19 protein-coding genes are annotated in these 22,093 nt (G+C 62.6%); 18 read left to right on the forward strand and 1 reads right to left on the reverse strand.

What is annotated here, in order from left to right:
• Positions 1-75: 75 nt before the first annotated feature.
• Entirely contained in the window at positions 76-981 is a 906-nt protein-coding gene (locus tag BLQ01_RS11570) for a PAC2 family protein (protein ID WP_026540696.1), read from the reverse strand.
• A 30-nt stretch (positions 982-1,011) separates the two neighbouring features.
• On the opposite strand from BLQ01_RS11570, the gene BLQ01_RS11575 reads away from it, so the two are divergent.
• The 18 genes from BLQ01_RS11575 to BLQ01_RS11660 all read left to right on the forward strand — a co-directional run bounded on the left by BLQ01_RS11575 (position 1,012) and on the right by BLQ01_RS11660 (position 22,087).
• On the forward strand, positions 1,012-1,824 hold the full coding sequence (locus BLQ01_RS11575; RefSeq protein WP_091551833.1) for an HAD family hydrolase: 813 nt from the start codon (positions 1,012-1,014) through the stop codon (positions 1,822-1,824).
• Positions 1,825-2,988 (forward strand): site-2 protease family protein, encoded by a 1,164-nt coding sequence (locus BLQ01_RS11580; RefSeq protein ID WP_026540698.1) that lies wholly within the window; start codon positions 1,825-1,827, stop codon positions 2,986-2,988.
• 116 nt (positions 2,989-3,104) lie between these two features.
• Positions 3,105-4,199: a tRNA (adenine-N1)-methyltransferase gene (locus tag BLQ01_RS11585; protein ID WP_254779387.1), complete on the forward strand. Its 1,095-nt coding sequence runs from the start codon at positions 3,105-3,107 to the stop codon at positions 4,197-4,199.
• 97 nt (positions 4,200-4,296) lie between these two features.
• Positions 4,297-6,105, forward strand: a complete 1,809-nt coding sequence (arc, locus tag BLQ01_RS11590; protein WP_091551834.1) for a proteasome ATPase — start codon at positions 4,297-4,299, stop codon at positions 6,103-6,105.
• Entirely contained in the window at positions 6,102-7,775 is a 1,674-nt protein-coding gene (gene dop / locus BLQ01_RS11595; RefSeq protein WP_091551836.1) for a depupylase/deamidase Dop, read from the forward strand. Before arc ends, dop begins: the two co-directional genes overlap by 4 nt.
• Before the next feature lie 119 nt (positions 7,776-7,894).
• Positions 7,895-8,098, forward strand: coding sequence for a ubiquitin-like protein Pup (locus BLQ01_RS11600; RefSeq protein ID WP_026540702.1), 204 nt, complete (start codon positions 7,895-7,897; stop codon positions 8,096-8,098).
• Between the two features lie 81 nt (positions 8,099-8,179).
• On the forward strand, positions 8,180-8,989 hold the full coding sequence (prcB, locus tag BLQ01_RS11605) for a proteasome subunit beta (protein ID WP_026540703.1): 810 nt from the start codon (positions 8,180-8,182) through the stop codon (positions 8,987-8,989).
• Position 8,990: 1 nt separating this feature from the next.
• Positions 8,991-9,698, forward strand: a complete 708-nt coding sequence (prcA, locus tag BLQ01_RS11610) for a proteasome subunit alpha (protein WP_026540704.1) — start codon at positions 8,991-8,993, stop codon at positions 9,696-9,698.
• A gap of 1 nt (position 9,699) precedes the next feature.
• Positions 9,700-11,064, forward strand: coding sequence for a Pup--protein ligase (pafA, locus tag BLQ01_RS11615; RefSeq protein ID WP_026540705.1), 1,365 nt, complete (start codon positions 9,700-9,702; stop codon positions 11,062-11,064).
• Positions 11,065-11,176: 112 nt separating this feature from the next.
• Positions 11,177-12,103: an FKBP-type peptidyl-prolyl cis-trans isomerase gene (locus tag BLQ01_RS11620; RefSeq protein WP_175493418.1), complete on the forward strand. Its 927-nt coding sequence runs from the start codon at positions 11,177-11,179 to the stop codon at positions 12,101-12,103.
• An 84-nt stretch (positions 12,104-12,187) separates the two neighbouring features.
• Positions 12,188-12,583: an FKBP-type peptidyl-prolyl cis-trans isomerase gene (locus tag BLQ01_RS11625; protein ID WP_011774867.1), complete on the forward strand. Its 396-nt coding sequence runs from the start codon at positions 12,188-12,190 to the stop codon at positions 12,581-12,583.
• Positions 12,584-12,677: 94 nt separating this feature from the next.
• On the forward strand, positions 12,678-14,690 hold the full coding sequence (locus BLQ01_RS11630; RefSeq protein WP_091551839.1) for a helix-turn-helix transcriptional regulator: 2,013 nt from the start codon (positions 12,678-12,680) through the stop codon (positions 14,688-14,690).
• Between the two features lie 9 nt (positions 14,691-14,699).
• Positions 14,700-15,050 carry a hypothetical protein gene (locus tag BLQ01_RS11635; protein WP_026540709.1) on the forward strand — a complete coding sequence of 117 codons (351 nt, stop codon included), beginning with the start codon at positions 14,700-14,702 and terminating at the stop codon, positions 15,048-15,050.
• Between the two features lie 36 nt (positions 15,051-15,086).
• The gene (gene tatA, locus BLQ01_RS11640; RefSeq protein WP_026540710.1) at positions 15,087-15,356 is read left to right on the forward strand and encodes a Sec-independent protein translocase subunit TatA; all 270 of its coding nucleotides are present in this window, start codon (positions 15,087-15,089) and stop codon (positions 15,354-15,356) included.
• Positions 15,357-15,362: 6 nt separating this feature from the next.
• Entirely contained in the window at positions 15,363-16,199 is an 837-nt protein-coding gene (gene tatC / locus BLQ01_RS11645; RefSeq protein ID WP_035760665.1) for a twin-arginine translocase subunit TatC, read from the forward strand.
• Between the two features lie 24 nt (positions 16,200-16,223).
• Positions 16,224-19,199 (forward strand): DEAD/DEAH box helicase, encoded by a 2,976-nt coding sequence (locus BLQ01_RS11650; RefSeq protein ID WP_091551841.1) that lies wholly within the window; start codon positions 16,224-16,226, stop codon positions 19,197-19,199.
• Between the two features lie 48 nt (positions 19,200-19,247).
• Positions 19,248-20,906 (forward strand): amidohydrolase, encoded by a 1,659-nt coding sequence (locus BLQ01_RS11655; protein ID WP_091551843.1) that lies wholly within the window; start codon positions 19,248-19,250, stop codon positions 20,904-20,906.
• A gap of 437 nt (positions 20,907-21,343) precedes the next feature.
• A complete protein-coding gene (locus BLQ01_RS11660; RefSeq protein ID WP_091551844.1) occupies positions 21,344-22,087 on the forward strand; it encodes a polyprenol monophosphomannose synthase in 744 nt (247 codons plus the stop codon).
• Positions 22,088-22,093: the final 6 nt, after the last annotated feature.

A 22,093-nucleotide genomic window follows, 5' to 3' on the forward strand; every position in this document is an offset into this window, starting at 1 on the left:
AGCCCAAGCAAACGGCAGCGGCCCCGAGAAACCGCCATGCTGCGGGGCCGATGCCGTTCTTGTGTCCGTGCCGCCTCAGGGGCGGTCTTTGCCGCGTCGCTTGAGGTACCTCTCGAACTCCCGGGCAATGGATTCGCCGGAAGCTTCGGGGAGGTCGGCGGTGTCCTTGGCTTCTTCCAACTGCCGCACGTAAGCAGCGATCTCCGGGTCTTCGGTAGCAAGTTCGTCCACGCCGCGCTCCCAGGCTTCCGATTCCTCGGCAAGGGCCTGGCTGTCCAGGGGGACCTGCAGGAGGTCCTCCACCTTGTGCAGGATGGCAAGCTGGGCTTTTGGCGACGGCGGCTGGGCCACATAGTGGGGGACCGCCGCCCAGAGGGAAACCGTGGGAAGTCCGGCCAGCATGGCAAACTCAGCGAGCACACCTACGATGCCCACCGGCCCTTCGTATTGCGAGGCCTCCAGGTTCAGCCGTTCCCGCAGGGAACTGTCCTCGGTGGTGGTACTGACCGGGATCGGGCGGCTATGGGGAACATCTGCCAGCAACGCGCCAATCAGGATGACCGAATCAACCTTGAGCGCTTCGGCATGAACCAGCAGTTCGGTGGTGTAGGCACGCCATCGGTAGGAAGGCTCGGTACCCAGGACGAAGACGACATCCACGTTGCTGTCGGGTACGGCTGCTTTGTAGATCCGGGTCGATGGCCATTTGACCTTGCGCGCTCCGGAGGATGTGCGCCGCACGGTGGGCCGGGTGAACTGGAAGTCGTAATATTCCTCGGCGTCCACTGTGCCGACCTTCTTGCCGTCCCACAGTTTGTTCAAGTAGTGCAGCGCATCACTTGCGGCCTCGCCTGCATCGTTCCAGCCCTCAAAGGCGGCAAGCATTACAGTGACGCGCTGGCCTTCCGCAGGTTCCTTGAGGAAACGCTCGGGCTCCGCGGTGATGTCCTGTCCTTCGGGTGTCCCGTCCACACTGTTCATCCACTCACCCTACGTCCAAGACCCTCGTGGATGCATGGCATTGGGCATCGGTGCGTGTCCCTTATTCGCCCACAGCGCAATGCACGCGCAGGCGTCCTCCGGGTTCCACGTAGACTTGAAACCATGCATTCGTTACCCAGCCAGCCCCTCCTCAAAGCCGTGCTCTGGGATATGGATGGCACACTGGTCGATACCGAACCCTATTGGATCGCGGCCGAGCGTGCGCTGGTGGAGTCCCATGGCGGAAGCTGGTCCCACCAGCAGGCCATGCAATTGGTGGGACAGTCCCTGCTTCACTCCGCTGCTGTCCTTCAGGCCGCCGGCGTCGAGCTTGAGGCCCGTGAGATCGTGGATACTTTGAGCGCACAGGTGATCGCGCAGGTTCGCAAAGAGGTTCCTTGGCGGCCCGGGGCCCGTGAACTGCTCGATGATCTCCACCAGGCCGGTATTCGCTGCGCCTTGGTGACCATGTCAGAAGGCCCGTTGGCCGGCGTGGTGGTGGAGAGCCTTCCCAAGCCCTACTTCGAGTTCATGGTTACCGGCGATACCGTTGCCAATGGAAAACCGCACCCTGAGGCCTACCTCACGGCCGTGGAACGCCTGCGCCTTGATGATCCGGACCTGACGATCCACCACTGCGTCGCACTCGAGGATTCCGTTCCGGGCGCCACCGCGGCGATCGCCTCCGGTGTTGTCACCGTCGGCATTCCACACCAGGTGCCGCTGCCGGAGGATTCCCGCATGGTTGCCTGGGACACCCTGGTGGGACGGACCCCAGCTGATCTGCAGCAACTCGTCGAAGACCGTTTCGCTGCAGCGAACCAGCTTGAAGGGGCCAACTAGGTGACCAGCTCCGCCACACCGCACCATGCAACCACCAAGAAAGACGGCATCCCCCTCGGGAAGATCGCGGGGATTCCCGTCTACCTGGCGTATTCATGGTTCGTCATCGCCGGCTTCACGGTCATCGTCTACGGACCCGCGCTGCTGGTACGGATGCCGGACCTCGGCGTAGGGGCCTATTTTGTTGCCCTGGGTTACGCACTGCTCCTCGCGGTCTCCGTCCTGGTCCATGAATTGGCACATGCCCTCAGCGCCAAGGTCTTCAAATGGCCTACCGAAAAGATTGTGCTGAACCTTTGGGGCGGCCACACACAGTTTGAGAACTTCACTGCATCTCCGGGACGGTCCGTGGTGGTGGCGTTGGCGGGGCCGGCGTCCAACTTCGTTTTGGCGGCAGGGATGTGGGCAGTACTGTCCACCGGCGCCCTGAACGGCGTCTCTGACATCCTCGCGAATATCCTGATGTGGGCCAACCTCCTGATCGGGCTGTTCAACATCCTCCCCGGATTGCCGTTGGATGGCGGGCGACTGGTGGAGTCGGCCGTGTGGAAAGCTACCGGCGACCAGGACAAGGGCACCATCGCTGCCGGCTGGTCCGGCCGGATCATCGTGGCCGCCCTGGTCATCTGGTTCATCGGCCTTCCCCTCATCAGCGGCTCACCCCTGGACATCAACCTCATGTTGATCACCGTCCTCGTCTGCGGTTTCCTATGGATGGGCGCCTCAAGCTCCATCCATCACGCGAAGCTCCGCAGCCGCCTCTACCTTGTAAGTGCTGCGGGCCTGGCGGAGCGCGCCGTCGGTGTACCGAACTCGGCCACCGTGGCCGACGTCCTGGACATATCACCGGCCGGAAGTCCCGCCGTCGTAATTTGCGGACCTGATGGCAAACCGCAGGGCGTTGTCGACTTCGGCGCAGCGGCGGCAGTTCCTCCCCAATCAACGACGACGACGCCCGTCACCGCAGTGGCCCATGCCCTGGGCGCCGGCGCATATGTCCCGGAATGGTCCAAGGGCCAGGAACTGATCCAGTACTTGGCACGGCTGGAGGGCGGCGAATACGCTGTGGTGGACCACAACGGAATCGTCACCGGCCTTCTGCGCCAGCAGGCAGTAGTGACAGCCATAACAGGTAAGGAAGCCCGCCGCAGCGGGCGCGCCTGACATCCTTGCCGGTAGAGTTGCATGCCGGCGGTTTTACCGAAGAACCCAGTGAATTTTTGGCGCCCAACCGCCAGCATGATGTTGCGGCCCGGCCGTACAGGAGCGAGGAACAGTACATGAGCAGCGAAACCGCCGCCCCCGAAGCCAACGCAGGCAACGACGAGGCAACCGCCGACCAGGCAGCCGCCGGCCAGGCCACCGCCGGCCAGGCCCCGCAGCCCACGGGTGCCGCACGTCGGCGCGGGCCTTTCCGCGTAGGCGAGCGTGTCCAGCTCACTGACGAACGCGGCCGCATGAACACCATCTCCCTCGAAGTGGGCGGTGCCTTCCATACCCACCGGGGCTTCCTCAACCATGACGAAATCATCGGCAAGGTCGATGGTTCCGTGGTCAGCAACAACGTTGGCCAGCAGTACCAGACCCTCCGGCCCCTGCTCTCGGACTTCGTCTTGTCCATGCCCCGGGGCGCCGCAGTGGTCTACCCGAAGGACGCCGCCCAGATCGTCACCATGGCTGACATCTTCCCGGGCGCACGCGTAGTCGAAGCCGGCGTCGGCTCCGGCGCCCTCTCCATCTCGCTCCTGCGGGCAGTCGGGGACAACGGCTACCTCCATTCCTTTGAGCGTCGTGAAGAATTCGCGGACATCGCCCGCGGCAACGTGGAGACCATCTTCGGTGGACCGCACCCTGCGTGGCAGATTTCCTTGGGTGACTTCCAGGAAGAAGTGGTCAAGGCCGAGGCCCCCGGCTCCGTGGACCGCGTGGTCCTGGACATGTTGGCTCCATGGGAGTGCCTTGATGCCGTGGCTACGGTCCTGGCTCCCGGCGGCGTCTGGATCAACTATGTGGCAACCGTCACCCAGTTGTCCCGCACAGCGGAAGCCATTCGCGCTGATGGACGCTTTACCGAGCCTGACGCATGGGAGTCGATGGTACGCGGTTGGCATCTCGAGGGCCTGGCAGTCCGTCCGGACCACCGCATGGTGGCCCACACAGGCTTCCTCCTGGTGACCCGCCGGCTTGCCGAGGGCGTGACCGGAATTTCCGTCAAGCGCCGCCCGTCCAAGACCGAGTTCAGCGAAGAGGACCTCAACGCATGGACACCGGCCGCTGTGGGGGAGAGGTCCGTTTCGGACAAGAAACTCCGCCGGGCCGCCCGCGACGCCATCGCCGGGACCAACGTCCAGGATGATCCCGCAGTCACAAACTGACAAAGGTCACAATAGGGTTCGCATTCCGGATGTCACCCAGCACCCTGAGCTTTTCGGGACTAAGGTCTTCTTAAGCGCAGGAAGGGGCTGATGAATCGTGGATACGTCAAACAACGACCTTGGACGGCCGACGCCGGAAGAAGCACACGCCGCAGCGGAAGAAGCAGCAAGCCGGAGGCTTGCCGCTGTCCAACCGCCCGAGCCCTCGAGCGATCTGACTGTTGCCGAACGGCAGATCAATATCCTCCGGGACAAGCTTCGCCACATTGACCGCCAACTGGCAGCCGCGACCCAGAACAACAGCAAGCTTGTGAGCATGCTGGAGACGGCGAAGGCCGAGATCCTCCGTTTGAAGGGTGCACTGGAGCAAGAGGGCCAGCCGCCTTACAGTTTCGGGACCGTGGTGCAGATCAATCCGCGGAAGCAGCCAACAGCCGGCAGTTCCAGCCAGGCAGCCACGGAGGAGTCCGTGGACATCTTCAACGCCGGCCGGAAGATGCGGGTGGGCGTCAGCCCGCTGGTAAACGTAAACCAGCTTGCCGTTGGGCAGGAGGTCCTCCTGAACGAGGCCCTGCTGGTGGTGGCGGGCCTCGGCTACGAACGGGCCGGCGAGCTGGTAACGCTGAAGGAAATGCTTGGCAAGGACCGCGCCTTGGTGGTCGGCCGCGCCGACGAAGAACGTGTGGTCCGGCTCTCGGGGGCACTGCAGAGTCTCCACCTGAAAGTCGGGGATGCCCTCTCCCTGGATTCACGGACCGGCTATGCGTTGGAAAAGGTGCCTCGGGCAGAGGTGGAGAACCTCGTCCTCGAAGAGGTACCGGACATCACGTACCAGGACATCGGCGGCCTGGGCCCGCAGATTGAACAGATCCGCGACGCCGTGGAATTGCCGTTCCTTCATCCGGACCTCTACCGGGAGCATGGCCTGAAAGCACCCAAGGGTATCCTGCTTTACGGCCCTCCGGGCTGCGGCAAGACACTTATTGCCAAAGCTGTGGCCAACTCGCTCGCTGCCCGCGCTGCAGAGCGCGCCGGCAATACCGACCTGAAGAGTTACTTCCTGAACATCAAGGGCCCGGAGCTGCTGGATAAGTACGTAGGCGAGACAGAGCGCCACATCCGGCTGATCTTCTCCCGCGCACGGGAAAAGGCGTCCGACGGCAGCCCCGTGGTGGTCTTCTTTGATGAGATGGATTCGCTGTTCCGCACCCGCGGCACCGGCGTTTCCTCCGACGTCGAAACCACCATTGTTCCCCAGCTGCTCAGCGAGATCGATGGCGTTGAGCGCTTGGACAACGTCATTGTCATTGGCGCCTCCAACCGTGAAGACATGATCGATCCCGCCATCCTCCGGCCGGGCCGCCTGGACGTAAAGGTCAAGATCCAGCGCCCCGATGCCGAGGCCGCTGCGGACATCTTCGGCAAGTACATCACTACCGACCTGCCATTCCATGCCCAGGACCTGGCCGAGTACGGCGGAGACGTGCAAGCCACCGTCGACGCCATGGTCCAGCGCACGGTGGAAGCCATGTACTCCACCGAAAAGTCCAATGAGTACCTTGAGGTCACGTACGCAAACGGCGACACGGAAATGCTCTACTTCAAGGACTTCAACTCCGGGGCCGTAGTGCAGAACGTGGTGGACCGTGCCAAGAAGTACGCCATCAAGGACCTCCTGACCAACAACCAGAAGGGGCTCCGGATCGAGCACTTGCTGCGGGCAGTGGTGGATGAGTTCCGCGAGCACGAGGACATGCCCAACACCACCAACCCGGACGACTGGGCACGGATCTCGGGCAAGAAGGGCGAACGGATCACCTACATCCGCACCATCGTCCAAGGCAAGGCAGGACAGGAACCGGGCAAGTCCATTGAAACCACCCCCAACACGGGCCAGTACCTATGACGGCAAGACCGGACGGTACGCCTGCAGAGAAGTTGCCCGCCGGCGGTGCCATGCGCGTCATGGGCTCGGAAACTGAATACGGCATCCATGCACCGTCCGCCCCCGGGGCGAACGCCACCATGATGTCTGCCAGGATCATTCAGGCGTACGCCACGGTTACCCGGCAACGGGCTGCCGGCGGCGCCGAAACGCGCTGGGACTATACGGACGAAGAACCTTTGCACGACGCCCGTGGCTGGACCCTGGACAGGGCTGCCGCGGACCCCAGCCAACTCACGGACCAGCCACCAGTGCTCGACGCCGAGGCAGTCGCGTTGGCCTATGGCCGCCAGGAGTTGGAACTCGATGGTGCGGACGAGTCCGGTTCCCTCTTGATGAACATGGTCCTTGGTAACGGGGCACGCCTTTACGTGGACCACGCGCACCCTGAGTACTCCAGCCCTGAGGTCACCAACCCGCGTGACGCTGTGGCTTGGGATGCCGCAGGGGATTTGGTTGCCTTGGCCACCGTGCGCAAAGTGGCAGCTGATGCCGGCCTGCCTCCCATCAACCTCTACAAGAACAACACGGACAACAAGTCTGTGTCCTATGGTTCACATGAGAACTACCTCATGCCGCGTTCGGTGCCTTTCGGCGACATCATCCGTGGCCTGACTCCGTTCTTTGTCTCCCGCCAGGTGGTCTGCGGGGCCGGACGGGTTGGACTGGGGCAAGACAGTTCCACCCCCGGTTACCAGATCAGCCAGAGGGCCGACTTCTTCGAGGCGGAAGTGGGCCTGGAAACCACCATCCGGCGCCCGATCATCAACACCCGCGATGAGCCGCACGCGACAGCCGACAAGTACCGGCGGCTCCACGTCATCATTGGCGACGCCAACCTCAGCCAGGCCTCCAATTACCTCAAGTTCGGTACCACGGCTATGGTCCTTAGCCTCGTGGAGGCAGGCCAGGCTCCAAAAATTGAGGTTCACGAGCCTGTCCAGGCGCTTCAGGCCATCAGCCACGACACCACCCTGGCAGCCACTGTCAGGATGCTCGATGGCCGCAGGGTCACAGCACTGGACATCCAATGGATGTACTACGAGGCAGCCGCGAAACTTTCCCAGGAAACGGGAGTGGCGGATTCCGTCACGGGAGACGGCCACACCCACGACGTCCTTGCACGCTGGGAATCGACGCTGACAACGCTGGGCACTGATCTTGGTGCGGCCGCTTCCTCCGTGGAGTGGGTAGCCAAGAAATCGCTCCTGGAGGGATACCGGAACCGCGACGGACTGGCCTGGAACGACGCCCGCCTGGGCTTGGTTGATCTCCAGTGGTCTGACATCCGGCCGGAGAAGGGCCTCTACTACAGGCTGCTGTCCAAGGACCGCATGATGCGGATCGTCGACGACGCCGACATCGCCCGGGCGGTCACCGAACCGCCGTCGGACACCCGCGCCTACTTCCGTGGCCGGTGTGTTTCCAAGTTCGCCAAGGACGTGGTCGGGGCAAGTTGGGACTCGGTCATTTTTGATGTTCCGGGCCTGGGCAAGCTGCAAAGGGTCCCCACGCGTGAACCCCTGCGTGGCACTGAGGCACTGACCGGTGCCCTGTTTGAGCGGCACCATGAAGCCGGCGCATTCCTGTCCGAATTAATGGGCCGGAATACTCCGCCGGCGAAGAGTTGAGGACGCCCCGCCACGGGAGGATCCTGGCCTGGTCAAAGCCATACGCAGCAGCCCGCAGCGTGGCAATATGGCAGTAGGAAGTCTCCACCATCAGGAGACTGACAGTAGGGAGAAAGAAAATGGCAGCACAGGAGCAGCAACAACCGCAATCCCGGGACACCGAAACCGAGGTGGATGTCCCCGAGGCCCCGCCCGCGGCACCAGCGGCCCAGGCGTCGGATGCGACCCAGGGCGTGGATGACCTCCTCGACGAAATCGACGGCGTTCTTGAGTCGAACGCTGAAGAGTTCGTCAGGGCGTTTGTCCAAAAGGGTGGCCAGTAACAGGACCCTCACTACAGGATGTACTGCCCGGCAGGCGTGAGGCCGCCGGGCATCGGAACGCAGAGTCGAAGGAGTGCAGCAATGCAGGACCCGTCAACCGGCCCCCTGGCCAACCAGGCAACATCTTCTTTCACGGAGCATCTCCAACGCTCGCGCCCCGAACTCCTGCCGTTCAACCAATCCTTGCCGGCCGGGACCATACCTGCCTCTCCGCATGCCACCACGATCGTCGCTTTGACCTATGCCGGCGGTGTGCTGATGGCGGGGGATCGTCGTGCCACCATGGGCAACATCATCGCCAGCAGGCATATCGAAAAAGTGTTCCCGGCGGATGAGTACTCCGTCCTGGGAATTGCCGGAACAGCTGGTCTTGCCATTGACATCACCCGGCTTTTCCAAGTTGAACTGGAGCACTACGAGAAAATCGAGGGCACGTTGCTTAGCCTCGTAGGCAAGGCCAACCGCCTCGGTGCCATGATCCGGGGAAACCTGCCCATGGCCATGCAGGGGATGGCGGTCATTCCATTGTTTGCAGGTTTTGACCAGGTCTCAGGGGTCGGCAGGCTGTTCTCCTATGACGTCACGGGTGGCCGCTACGAAGAGCAGGAACACCACTCCGTGGGTTCAGGTTCAGTGTTTGCCCGTGGAGCGCTGAAGAAGTTGTGGAAGCCAAACCTTTCCGAAGAAGCGGCCGTAGCTGTGGCCGTCGAGGCCCTGTACGACGCCGCCGACGACGACTCAGCTACGGGCGGGCCTGATCCTGTCCGCCAACTCTGGCCTGTGGTCTACACCGTCAACCGTGCCGGAAACCGTCGGGTTCCGGAACGGGATCTCGCCGCCATAGCGGGGGAGATTGTCGAATCCCGCGCCATCGCTGGACGGGAGGCCTGAGATGACCCAGCAGTTCTATGTTTCACCTGAGCAACTCATGAAGGACCGTGCGGATTTCGCACGGAAAGGCATCGCACGGGGCCGCTCGGTAGTGGTGATCAGTTGCGCTGACGGCATTGCGCTCATCGCAGAGAATCCCTCGCCATCACTGCACAAGATTGGTGAGATCTACGACAAAATCGCGTTCGCCGCGGTGGGTAAGTACAACGAGTTCGAGAGCCTTCGGCAGGCCGGCGTGCGGTACGCCGATGTCAGGGGTTACTCCTACGACCGGGAAGACGTCACCGCCCGCGGCCTGGCGAGTGTTTACGCCCAGAGTTTGGGAGCTGTATTCACCGCCGAACAGAAGCCGTTTGAAGTGGAACTCGCTGTGGCCGAGGTGGGTTTGGCGCAGGAGCAGGACCATCTTTACCGGTTGACCTTTGACGGTTCCATCGCCGATGAGAACGGCTTTGTGGTCATGGGCGGTCTTGCCGATCAAATTTCCGACGTCGTCAGCGGTGCGTGGGAGCCCGACCTCAGCCTTGCCGGAGCCATGCGTTTGGCCCTGCGGGCCCTTTCCACGGACAAGGACGCTGATGCCCTTCCGTCCACCGCCGTCGAAGCTGCGGTCCTGTACCGTGCCTCCGAAAGCCACCGCGGCTCCCGGAGGGCGTTCCGCAGGCTGTTGCCGGAGGACATGACCCGGTTGCTCACAGAGGAGTCTTGAGATGGATAAGAGAATATTTGGCATCGAGACCGAATTCGGCATCTCCTATTCGAGCCCGGATTCACGGCCGCTGGCTCCGGAGGAAGTTGCCCGCTACCTGTTCCGGAAGGTAGTGAGCTGGGGCAGGTCATCGAACGTGTTCCTGACCAACGGCTCGCGCCTTTACCTGGATGTGGGCTCACATCCGGAGTATGCCACTGCTGAGTGCGACGACCTCGCCCAGTTGATTGCCCACGACAGGGCCGGCGAACTGATCCTGGACGACCTCGTGGACGAGGCGCAGGCAAGGCTGGCGGCCGAGGGCTTCAACGGAACTGTGTACCTGTTCAAGAACAACACCGACTCCGCAGGGAACTCCTACGGCAGCCACGAGAACTACCTGATCCCGCGCCGCGGCGAGTTTTCCCGTCTGGCCGAGATCCTCATTCCCTTCCTGGTGACCCGGCAGTTGATCGCGGGAGCAGGCAAGGTCCTCAAAACACCCCACGGCGCCACCTTTGCGTTCTCCCAGCGCGCCGACCACATCTGGGAAGGCGTATCTTCAGCCACCACCAGGTCCCGGCCCATCATCAACACCCGGGATGAGCCGCATGCGGACGCGGAGTTCTACCGCCGCCTCCACGTCATTGTGGGCGACAGCAACATGTCCGAAACAACGGCGCTGCTCAAGGTGGGAACCGTGGACCTGATCCTCCGCATGATCGAGTCCGGGGTGATCATGCGCGACATGCGGATGGAGAACCCCATCCGGAGCATCCGTGAGATCTCCCACGACCTGACCGGCCGCGCCCTGGTCAGGCTTGCCAACGGCAGGCAGCTGACCGCCCTCGACATCCAGCGCGAGTATCTGGGCAAGGTCACTGAGTTTGTGGCCACCAACGGGGCGCACAATGCCCACGTGCCGCTGATCCTGGACCTGTGGAAGCGCACCTTGGATGCGATCGACAGCGGTGACACGTCCACCATTGATACCGAGGTGGACTGGGCTATCAAGAAGAAGTTGATGGACGGGTACATGCGTCGTCACGACCTCAGCCTGGATTCGCCGCGAATTGCCCAGCTCGACCTCACTTACCACGATATTTCCCGGCAGCGGGGTCTCTTCTTCCTTCTGCAGGCTCGGGGTGCCGCACGCCGGCTGGTGACTGAAACAGATGTCAAGGATGCCGTGGATGCACCACCGCAGACCACGAGGGCGAAGCTGCGGGGAGATTTTGTCCGTCGGGCACAGGAACTTGGCCGCGACTACACCGTCGACTGGGTCCATTTGAAGCTCAACGACCGGGCCCACCAGACTATCCTTTGCAAAGACCCTTTCCGCAGCGTCGATGAGCGGGTGGATGCGCTGCTGGACTCTATGAGCTGACTCCCAGCTTCACGGGCTATTCTGGATAGTGGTCTCTACCCGGGACCCAACCTGCTTGGAGGCGCAATGCGCCTTTCCGAGCTTCCCTTGCCCCGACGAAAGTGTCTTTTTTGTGCGCCGACTCCTAGCAATCCTCCTGCCCGCCCTTCTGCTCATCACCGCTTGCGGTGGCTCGGGCACGCCGGCCGCCGAGCCCACCAGCAAATCCGTTGGCGACGTTTCCAAGCTCGACTCCGTGAAGGTGACGGACAACGGAAACGACAAAGCGCCGGGTATCGAGTTCTCCAAGCCCCTGACGGTGGCCGAACCCACAGTCGACGTCGTCAGTGAAGGCGACGGAGAGCGGGTCAAGGCCGGACAAACAGCCGAACTGGCCTACGTTGCCGTGGACGGCAACGATGGCAAGACCCTGGAAGACGGCTACGCAAACGGCCCCCAGCCGATCGACCTGACGGACCAGATCAAGTCCAGCAATGAACTGATCTACAACGCCATCATCGGTGCCAAGGTCGGCAGCCACGTTGCCATTGCCGCTCCCGGCAATTCCTCCAGTGGTACTCCCGCCGCGACGCAACTGGTGGTCTTCAAGATTGTCTCTGCCAAGGATGCCGCTCCTGTCCTGGAGAAGCCCGAAGGTGAAGCTGTGACTCCTCCCGCCGGCCTGCCCACCGTGAAGGAAGACGACAAGGGCATTCCCCAGATCTCCGTGGACGGCGTGACCGCCCCCAAGGAACTCATCGCCCAGGACCTCATCAAGGGCTCCGGAGCTGCTGTCAAGACCACTGATACCCTCACGGTCAACTACGTGGGTGTTAACCTTTCGGACGGCACCAAGTTCGACTCCAGCTTCGACAGGGGAGAGCCCACCAGTTTCCCCCTTACCGGAGTCATCAAGGGCTGGACCCAGGGCCTGGAAGGCAAGACTGTTGGCTCGCGCGTCCTGCTGGTCATCCCTCAGGACCTGGCCTACGGTGAAGCCGGCCAGGGTAAAGCCAAGGGCGACCTCGTCTTCGTCGTCGACATCCTCGGCGTCAAGTAACCACACCAGAACGTACACGGACTGCAAGGGTGCTGGTTTAAGCTGGTTCCTGACACAATCCGTCCCTCACACCAAGGAGCAACCATGTCATTTGGACAGCGTGATTTCGACCGCACCAAGCCCGAAATCGACTTCCCGGAAGGCGACGTCCCCACTGACCTCGTCATCACGGACCTCATCGAAGGCACCGGCACGGAAGCCAAAGCCGGAGACACCGTTTCCACCCACTACGTCGGCGTTGCCTGGTCGACCGGCGAAGAATTTGACGCTTCCTGGGGCCGTGGCGCTCCGCTGGACTTCCGTGTTGGCGTAGGCCAGGTCATCCAGGGCTGGGACCAGGGCCTGCTGGGCATGAAGGTCGGTGGCCGCCGCCGCCTCGAGATCCCCTCCGAACTCGCGTACGGCTCCCGTGGCGCCGGTGGAGCGATCAAGCCCAACGAAGCCCTGATCTTCGTTGTCGACCTCGTGGCTGTCCGCTAGGACTGAGCTCTGAGCCAAGGCGCGTCACCTTCCGGTTTTCCCGGTTGGTGACGCGCCTTGCTGCTTTCCCGCCGGTCTTTAGTAACGTAGCAACGTGTCCGCATCCCGCACTGAACGACTCCTGAACCTTCTCCTGGCTTTGCTCAATACCAGGGTGGGCCTTCCACGCTCCGTCCTCCGCGAGAAGGTCTATCACGACTCCGCAGAGAACGACGTTGCCTTTGGGCGCATGTTCGAGCGCGACAAAGTGGATTTGAAGCAGTTCGGCTTTGACATCGAGACCCTCACCGACCCCCGGCACTTCGGTGTCGATGACCCGGCGTCAACGCGCTACCGCATCGGCAAGGACTCCAACCGGCTCCCTGATGTAAGCCTGACGCCTGCAGAATGCACCGTTCTGTTGCTCGCCGCGCAACTGTGGGAACGGGCAGCACTTGGTTCGGCCGCTGCGAACGCGGTCCGAAAACTTCAGGCCGCGGGAGGTTTCGCGGACGTTGACCTTCCTGCCGGGGTCCAGCCCCGCATCAAGCCTGCGGGCCAGGCCTTCGACGACGTCGTAGCAGCCATGCATGGAAACCATCCGGTCCGCTTCGGCTACCTCGCGGTCAGTACCGGGCGTGAAGAGGTGCGCGAGGTTGAGCCCTGGGGCCTGGGCAGCCGCTTTGGCCAGTGGTACCTCGTGGGCTTTGACCGGGGGAGGGGAGCGAAGAGGCTGTTCCGCCTTTCGCGGATGACAACCGCGGTAACCGTGGTGCCCGGGAGCATTTTCGAACCTCCGGCCGGTTTCAATGCCCGGGCTGAGCTGGATGCCCTGCACGAGTTGCCCGAGCAGCGAGCGGTGCTGGTTATCGACAAGGACCGGCTGCTTGCCTTGCGGAAAAGGGCCCTCGAAACGGCTCCGGATGACCGCGGCCGTGACCGGGTCACCGTTGAGTTCCGCGACCCGGAGGCTTTTGCTGAAGAACTGGCCTCCTACGGCCCCCACGTCAAAGTGGAGGGTCCCGCCGAGCTGCGTGACGCCGTCGTACGCCGGCTCAGGGCTGCCTTGGAATTCGACGCTGAACCGCCTGTTCCGGTGGAGTTTCCTGAGGCCGCACGGGCGCAGCGGGCCCGCAAACGTACCTCGGAAGACCAACTGGCCAGGATGCTTCAGTTGGTCCCTTTCCTGGTACACCACCAAGGTCTGCACATCCAGGAAGTGGCAGATCATTTCGGTATTACGCGCAAGGCGCTGATTGACGACCTCAAGATCCTCATCTGCTCCGGACTACCGGAGGGATACCCGGATGACCTCCTGGATATCCAGTGGGAAAACGACCATGTGTACATCTCCGAGCATTTGGAGCTGAACCGTCCGGTGCGTTTCAACGAAGACGAAGCCGCTGCATTGCTGACCGGCCTGGCCATGCTGGGCGATCTGCCATCACTGGCCGGCGTCTCCGAAGACCAGCCGGGGAGCGCCCTGGAGTCTGTCACCATCAAGCTGACCGGCGCGGCGGGGCAGGCCGGACGCTTGGCCGGTGCCGTCGCGGGACAATCCATAGAGCCTGAACAATCCCAGGCCTTCGCCGTCATCACCCAGGCGATCCGGGACGGACGCCAACTGCATCTGAAGTACTTTTCCCGGCAACGCGATGAACTGACCGAACGCGATGTTGATCCGTTGCGGCTCTATTCGCTGGATAATACGTGGTACTTCGAGGCGTACTGCCACAGCAAGGCCGGAATCAGGAACTTCCGCCTGGACAGGGTGGAAATCGTTGAACCGAACGGACTTCCGGCATCGGGACTGGCTACTGCAGAGCAGGATTACCCTGCACGGCTGTTTACGCCCAGCGACGACGACGTCCTGGTGGTGCTCCAGCTGACCAGGCAAGGCTCCGGGCTGGCGGATGACTACTACGCTGAACGCACGGCACAACTGCCCGACGGCGGCCTCCTCGCTGAAGTACGGTTCGGCACCGCAGACTGGCTGCCCATGTTCGTTTCGCAACACGGCGGAGCGGTCCGGATACTGGACCCGCAGGCCTTGCGGGAGGAAACACGGGTATGGCTGAACGCGGCGGCGAATCAGTACGACTCCCTTTCTGACGGCACGGCTGGCTAGACTACTCAGATGCCTTGGTGGTTCTGGATCCTGTTGTGGATCGCGCTCATAGCCCTTTCGTTGCTGCTTCACCTGACGCTTGGGTATCGCTTGTTCAGGAAATTCATGTCAACTGTTCATGAACTGGGCGACGCGGGTAAACGTTTCAGCAACCTTTCACCTGCGCCCGAAACCTCCGATGTTGAAACGCCGGAAGACAGCCCCGTGCCGGGGTCCGCAATTTTTGCCTCACCGGATCAGATGCGTCATGATTACCTGACGGCCAAAGCCTTCCGCCAGGAAGTTCGTCGCCAGAAGCGCGTCAAGCGCAAAGCAGAGCGGGGTCAGCCCCAATCCCTGCACGACATTGAATTCAGATAGACGTAGGATGTATCCAAAAGGAAAGGACCTCCCCACATGAGGCTCGAAGGCTGGCATCTCATCATCATCATCGTCCTGGCTCTGGTGCTCTTCGCAGCGCCGAAGCTGCCGTCCATGGCGCGCAGCATTGGGCAGTCGATGCGCATTTTCAAGTCGGAAGTCCGGGAAATGAAGAAGGACGGTTCTTCTGAAACGAAGGACTCCGCGGAGGCTTCCGACGCCGTTGAAGGCAAGGTAGTAGGCCACCCCGACGCCAAGGCCAGGAACAACGGCGAGACTGACGTTCCGCCCTCCAACCGCGTCTAAAGAGAAGTGGTAGAAACGAAGGGGCGCAAGGCCAACCCCGAAGCCCGGATGGCGCTCCTTGACCACCTCAAGGAGCTGAAGAACCGGCTCTTCAAGGCTGCAATCGGCATCATCCTGGGCACCGTGGTGGGCTTCATCGTCTACCAGCCGCTCCTGGAGGCCCTGATCAAACCGATCAAGGACCTCAACGAGAAGGAGGGGCGTGCCGCCACCCTGAACTTTGATGGAGTGGCCAGTTCCTTTGACCTCATGGTCCAGGTCTCGGTGTTCCTTGGCGTGCTCCTGGCAAGCCCGGTGTGGATCTACCAGCTCTGGGCGTTCATCGTGCCGGGCCTCCACAAGAAGGAGCGGCGGCTGGCGTTGTCCTTCGTGGCCGCGGCCGTGCCCCTCTTCATCGGCGGCGTACTGCTCGCCTGGCTGGTCCTGCCCAACGCCGTCCGCGTACTGACCGACTTCACGCCGCAGGGCGGGTCCAACTTCATCAGTGCCGAAATCTACCTGGCATTCGTGCTGAGGCTCCTGCTGGCGTTCGGCATTGCCTTCCTGGTTCCCGTGGTGCTGGTCGGGCTGAACCTCGCCGGCATTGTCAAAGGCAAGCAACTGATCAAGAGTTGGCGCATCACCATCTTCCTGGTCTGCTTGTTCGCTGCCATGGCTGCTCCCGGCGCTGATGCCATGAGCATGTTCTATCTCGCAGCACCCATGTTGCTCCTGTTCTTCGCGGCCATTGGAGTCTGCGTCCTCAATGACCGCCGCCGCGAACGCCGCGCCATCAAGAGGGCAGCTGAGACTGAAGCCACTGCGGACATTGCGACGCCGGCCACGGATCTGGAGAATCTCTAGACCGTGGGCCACTAGGCTTGATGCATGTCCTCTATTTCCGGGTCTCCTTCACCGTCAGAGAGCTACCAGGCTGCAGCGCAGCGGGCTGCTGAGTCCAAAACCTATCTGGGCGCTTTCAGCCGTTCCCTGGATTTTGAACTGGACGACTTCCAACGTGAGGCGTGCAGGTCGCTGCAGGAAGGCCGTGGCGTGCTGGTTGCAGCACCCACGGGAGCAGGCAAGACGATCGTTGGTGAATTCGCGATCTACCTGGCCTTGGAACGCGGCCTCAAGGCTTTCTACACCACGCCCATCAAAGCGCTCAGCAACCAGAAGTTCTCGGAGCTGGCATCAAAGTACGGCGCCGCCAATGTTGGGCTCCTGACAGGTGACACCACCATCAACGGGGACGCCCCTGTAGTGGTCATGACCACCGAGGTCCTGCGCAACATGTTGTACGCGGATTCGGAAACCCTTGGTGACCTGGGGTTCGTGGTGATGGACGAGGTCCATTACCTGGCCGACCGCTTCCGCGGTGCCGTCTGGGAAGAAGTCATAATCCACCTGCCCAGCGAGGTACAAGTGGCCTCCCTGAGCGCCACGGTGTCCAATGCTGAGGAGTTTGGCGCCTGGCTGGACACTGTCCGGGGCGATACCGATGTCATCGTGTCCGAGCACCGGCCGGTGCCATTGTGGCAGCACGTCATGGTGGGCCGCGAAATAGTCGACCTCTTCGCCGGCGACACCACCTTTGATGAAATTGCGCCACAAGCCACTGGCGCGCCGGAAACCGAGGTGCCCGAGATCTCCGAGGCCGCCGAGGTAGCCTCCGAACCCAGCTCCGCGGAACGCCGGAAGGTCCACGCGAAGCGTTCGTCCGCAGCCAAAGTCCATCAAGCGGTGACCGGGCCCGAGTTTGAGGTCAATCCGGACCTCCTGGCCATGGCCCGTTCCGAGAGCCGCATGAACATGAGCGGCCGCTACGGCCACGGCGGACGCAGCCGCCGTCGTCAGGACCGTCACCGCGACGAACGGCAGCAATCCGAGCAGCGCAGTCCTGTGCGCAAGGCCAGCCGGCCACAAGTCATTGAGTGCCTGAGGCGCCAGGATCTTCTGCCTGCCATTACTTTCATTTTCTCGAGGGCAGGCTGCGACGCTGCAGTCGCACAGTGTGCCGCCTCAGGGCTGTGGCTGACAACCGAGCGTGAACAGCAGGTCATCGCCCAGCGCGTGGACGAAGCCAGCCACGAGATTCCAGCCGATGACCTCGACGTCCTGGGCTTCTGGGGCTGGCGTGACGGACTCATGAGGGGCTTTGCCGCCCACCACGCAGGCATGCTGCCCACCTTCAAGGAGGTGGTGGAAAAGCTCTTTGCCGACGGCTTGGTCAAGGCTGTCTTCGCCACGGAAACACTGGCCTTGGGCGTCAACATGCCGGCCCGCTGCGTGGTCCTGGAAAAACTGGAAAAGTTCAACGGTGAAGCCCACGTCAACATCACTGCGGGGGAGTACACCCAGCTGACAGGCCGGGCAGGACGCCGGGGCATCGACGTCGAAGGGCATGCCGTGGTGCTGTGGCAGCCGGGGACGGACCCCGCTGCCGTGGCCGGCCTGGCGTCACGCCGCACGTATCCCCTGAACTCCAGCTTCCGGCCCACCTACAACATGAGCATTAACCTGATCGCCCAGTTTGGCCGCGTCCGGGCGCGCGAAATCCTGGAGTCCTCCTTCGCGCAGTTCCAAGCTGACCGTTCCGTGGTGGGCCTTGCCCGGCAGGTGCGGGGGCGGGAAGAGTCACTGGCCGGCTATGCCAAGTCCATGCAATGCCATCTGGGTGACTTCACCGAGTACGCAAAACTCCGGCGCGAACTCAGCGATGCCGAGAACTTCGCGGCCCGGGACCACCAGCGTGCCCGTAAGTCGCACGTTGCTGATTCCCTGGCCAGGTTGATCCCCGGCGATGTCATCAGCATTTACAGCGGCAGGCTTGCCGGCCATGCGGTGGTTCTTGACGTGGATCCGAACGCCCGTGAGCCCCGGCCATCAGTGCTGACCTCCGATAACCAGCTTCGTCGGATTGGCGTGCACGATCTCGAAGGACCTGTTTCTCCGGTAACCAGGATCCGGATTCCCAAGTCCTTCAATGCAAAAGTACCCAAGTCACGCCGCGACCTCGCATCCTCCATGCGCCACGCCATCAGCGAAGACGCACCGCACAGCCGCCGTAACAGCCGGCACGAAGACTTCGGCCTGGGCGCGCGGCTGCCGGACCAGGAGAAGAAGATCGCGGATCTGAGGCGTGCCCTCAGGGCGCACCCCTGCCACGGATGCAGCGAGCGGGAAGACCACGCCCGGTGGTCGGAGCGCTGGTGGAAGTTGCGCAGGGAAACCGACGGCCTGGTCCGCCAGATCCAGGGCCGCACCAACACGATCGCAAAGACGTTCGACCGCGTGTGCGATCTGCTCTCCGCCTACGGCTACCTGGAGACGAACGACGCCGGCAACGTCACCATCAGCGCCGATGGGCAGCGGCTTCGCCGGATTTATGGTGAAAAGGATTTGCTCATCTCCCAGTCGGTCCGGCGCGGAGCCCTGAATGACCTCGATGCCGCCGAACTTGCCTCATTGGCCAGCACGCTGGTGTATCAAGCCAAACGCGAAGACCGTGGCTTGCGGCCAAGGATGCCGTCCGTTTCCCTGGAGTCAGCGGTGGATATCGTCGTCCGGGAATGGTCCCAGCTGGAGGACACCGAAGAACACCACCGACTTCCCTTGACCGGCGAACCGGAGCTGGGTCTGATGTGGCCAATGTACAAGTGGGCCAAGGGGCGACATCTCCAGGACGTTCTCAGCGGCACCGACCTCGCAGCAGGCGACTTCGTGCGCTGGGCCAAGCAAGTAGTGGATCTGCTGGACCAACTGGCCAAGATCCCGCAGCTGGATCCAAGGGCGGCACGGATTTGCCGCGAGTCCATTGACCTGGTTCGCCGCGGTGTAGTGGCCTACTCCACCGTGGCTTAGCGCCACCTCCACCGATTGACATTTTTCGACGCTCAAGGAGCACACCGCATGAATCAGCCAGGCGCACCGGCCGGCCAGCACCACACTGGAGCGGACCGCAAGGTCACCATGTACCGCAACGGGTCCATCTATACAGCCGCTGATCCCTTTGCCACCGCCATGGTGGTCGATGGCGATACCGTGGCCTGGGTTGGCTCGGAGCAGGCCGCCACGTCCATCGCTGACGCTTCAATGGAGATCATCGACCTCCGTGGCGCCCTCCTGGCTCCCGGCTTTGTCGACTCCCATGCTCACCTGACGGAAACGGGCCTGGCCCTGTCCGGCCTGGACCTTGGCGGGGTCCGTTCCTCCCAGGAGCTGCTCGACGCCGTAGCCGGCGCGGGCGGCAGTGGCACCATTATTGGCCACGGCTGGGATGAAACCGCCTGGAACGATCCCTCTTTGCCTACGCTTGAAGAGCTGGATCGGGCATCGGGCGGACGACAGGTCTATCTCTCACGCATCGATGTCCACTCCGCCCTGGTCTCATCGTCCTTGGCCGCAGCGGCCGGCCTCAGGAACCTTGACGGGTTCGGCGGGGACGCCCGGGTGATACGCGGAGCCCACACCGCAGCACGCCTGGCCGCCCGACGCTTCCCCGAACCCCAAAGGCGCGCGCTCCAGGAACGCGCCCTTAAGGAAGCCGCTTCCAACGGATACGTGGCTATGGCCGAGATGTCGGCGCCCCATATCTGCGGCCCCGAGGACCTACGGCTCTCTGCCTCGTGGAATGAGGACGGCATCAGCCCTGAAGTACTTCCGTACTGGGGTGAACTGGCATCCTCCGCAGAACACGCCGAGAGTATTCTGGCCGGTCTTGGGACCAAGGTCCTGGGTCTCGCCGGAGACCTCAACGTGGACGGTTCCTTGGGTTCCCGGACGGCCGCCCTCCTGGAGGACTATTCGGATGCTCCCGGGAACCGCGGCAGCCTGTACCTTTCGGTCGATGAAGCAGCCCGGCATCTGGTTGCCACATCCCAGCTCGGCATCCAGGCAGGGTTCCATGTCATTGGCGATGCCGGCCTGGCCGCAGTTCTGGAAGCGTTGGACGTTGCTGCTGCCGAGGTGGGGGAGCAGCGGATCCGGGCTGCCGGACACCGGCTTGAGCATGTTGAACTGGCCGATCAATCCGCCATCGACAAACTGGCCAAGTATTCCATGACCGTCAGTGTCCAACCGGGCTTCGACGCGGCCTGGGGTGCTACGGGCGGGCTGTATGAACAGCGCCTGGGTGGTCGCAGCAAGGCCATGAACCCGTTTGCGTCCTTCTACGCCAGTGGCGTCCCCATTGCCTTTGGCAGCGACAGCCCCGTTACACCGTTGCGGCCGTGGTCCAGCGTGCGCGCGTGCCTGGAACACAGCAACCCTGACCAACGGATTTCCGCCAGGGCCGCCTTCCTTGGCCATACCCGCGCCGGCTGGCGGGCCGCGAAGCACCGCAACCCCCTGATGGGACAACTGGTGCCAGGTGCGCCCGCCAGTTTCGCTGTATGGGAAGTCGAAGAGCTCATGGTCCAGGTGGCAGACAGCCGGGTTCAGTCGTGGAGCACGGATCCGCGGGCGCGGACCCCGCTGCTGCCGGCACTCGATACCGGCAGTGACCCCCGTTGCCTGCAGACGGTTCGTGAGGGGCGGGAGCTGTTCGCCCACGAATCGCTCCGCGTCTAGGCACATATTTTCTGCATCATCCAAGGTGCCTTTGAGCTGGGATGACACCCGGATCCGCAGGTCACCGACCGGTTGACAGCCCGGGGTGAGTCCGTAGCATTAGGGCTCTACGGATGATCAATCCAGGGTACGAGAGCCGCGGTTTGGTGGTCCGGTCGTGGCCGGAACCCGTTCATGGTGGCGGCAAACAGGTGGGCAGGTCCGCAACGACCCAGAAAACAGTCCGACCGGGACTCATTGCCCGGTCGCCACTGGTCCTGGGCTTGCGGATCTGCCCGCGGGCCATGCCCCGCCCCAAAGTGCACTTTTGATTGTGTCGGACGCCACAGCCGCCGAGGCAGTGCCTTCCGGCGTCCTATAATGGAGAGTTGCGCCGGAATTCCAGCCGCTATGGCTGATCCTGCACACTGACCGCTCCATCAAGGAAAGGCCTCTACTTGCGTGTCCTGACGATCATTCCCACCTACAACGAGCTCGAATCGCTCCCTGTGACCCTGGGGCGGCTGCGCGCAGCAGTTCCCGGGTCCGATGTCCTGGTGGTTGACGACAACAGCCCTGATGGTACGGGACGGCTCGCAGATGACTTCGCTGCTGCGGACCACCAGGTGCATGTGCTTCATCGGAAGGGCAAGGAAGGTCTCGGCGCTGCATACATTGCCGGCTTCAAGTGGGGCCTCGCCGCGGGGTACGACGTCCTGGTGGAAATGGATGCGGACGGTTCGCATAAGCCCGAACAGTTGCCCCTGCTCCTGGATGCAGTCAAAGACGGAGCGGATCTGGCCATGGGCTCGCGCTGGGTACCCGGTGGCAGTGTGGTCAACTGGCCGCTCTACCGCCAGGCAATCTCCAGGATCGGCAGCACTTATGCCCGCATCATGCTCGGGGTCAAGATCAAGGACGTCACCGGCGGCTACCGCGCCTTTAAGCGCAGCACCCTCGAAGCCCTGAACCTGGATGAAGTAGAGTCGGTTGGCTACGGTTTCCAGGTGGACCTCGCATGGAGGGTAGCCAAGCTTGGCCTGCGCATCGAGGAACGTCCCATCACCTTCGTCGAACGTGAACTGGGTGCCTCGAAAATGAGCGGCAACATCGTGGTGGAAGCCATGATCAACGTTACCAAGTGGGGATTGGCGGCCCGTTGGGCCAAGCTGACCCGCAAGTCTTCGGCCACGGCCAAGTAACTTTTT

Source organism: Arthrobacter sp. UNCCL28, assembly GCF_900102805.1.
Taxonomy (GTDB): Bacteria; Actinomycetota; Actinomycetes; order Actinomycetales; family Micrococcaceae; genus Arthrobacter; species Arthrobacter nicotinovorans_A.

Coding starts and splice junctions, on each gene's coding strand:
- BLQ01_RS11625 (WP_011774867.1), top strand. CDS start 12,188: ATGTCATTTGGACAGCGTGATTTCGACCGCACCAAGCCCGAAATCGAC.
- BLQ01_RS11570 (WP_026540696.1), bottom strand. CDS start 981: ATGAACAGTGTGGACGGGACACCCGAAGGACAGGACATCACCGCGGAG.
- prcB (WP_026540703.1), top strand. CDS start 8,180: ATGCAGGACCCGTCAACCGGCCCCCTGGCCAACCAGGCAACATCTTCT.
- pafA (WP_026540705.1), top strand. CDS start 9,700: ATGGATAAGAGAATATTTGGCATCGAGACCGAATTCGGCATCTCCTAT.
- BLQ01_RS11650 (WP_091551841.1), top strand. CDS start 16,224: ATGTCCTCTATTTCCGGGTCTCCTTCACCGTCAGAGAGCTACCAGGCT.
- BLQ01_RS11600 (WP_026540702.1), top strand. CDS start 7,895: ATGGCAGCACAGGAGCAGCAACAACCGCAATCCCGGGACACCGAAACC.
- BLQ01_RS11575 (WP_091551833.1), top strand. CDS start 1,012: ATGCATGGCATTGGGCATCGGTGCGTGTCCCTTATTCGCCCACAGCGC.
- tatA (WP_026540710.1), top strand. CDS start 15,087: ATGAGGCTCGAAGGCTGGCATCTCATCATCATCATCGTCCTGGCTCTG.
- dop (WP_091551836.1), top strand. CDS start 6,102: ATGACGGCAAGACCGGACGGTACGCCTGCAGAGAAGTTGCCCGCCGGC.
- BLQ01_RS11655 (WP_091551843.1), top strand. CDS start 19,248: ATGAATCAGCCAGGCGCACCGGCCGGCCAGCACCACACTGGAGCGGAC.
- BLQ01_RS11585 (WP_254779387.1), top strand. CDS start 3,105: ATGAGCAGCGAAACCGCCGCCCCCGAAGCCAACGCAGGCAACGACGAG.
- BLQ01_RS11635 (WP_026540709.1), top strand. CDS start 14,700: ATGCCTTGGTGGTTCTGGATCCTGTTGTGGATCGCGCTCATAGCCCTT.
- prcA (WP_026540704.1), top strand. CDS start 8,991: ATGACCCAGCAGTTCTATGTTTCACCTGAGCAACTCATGAAGGACCGT.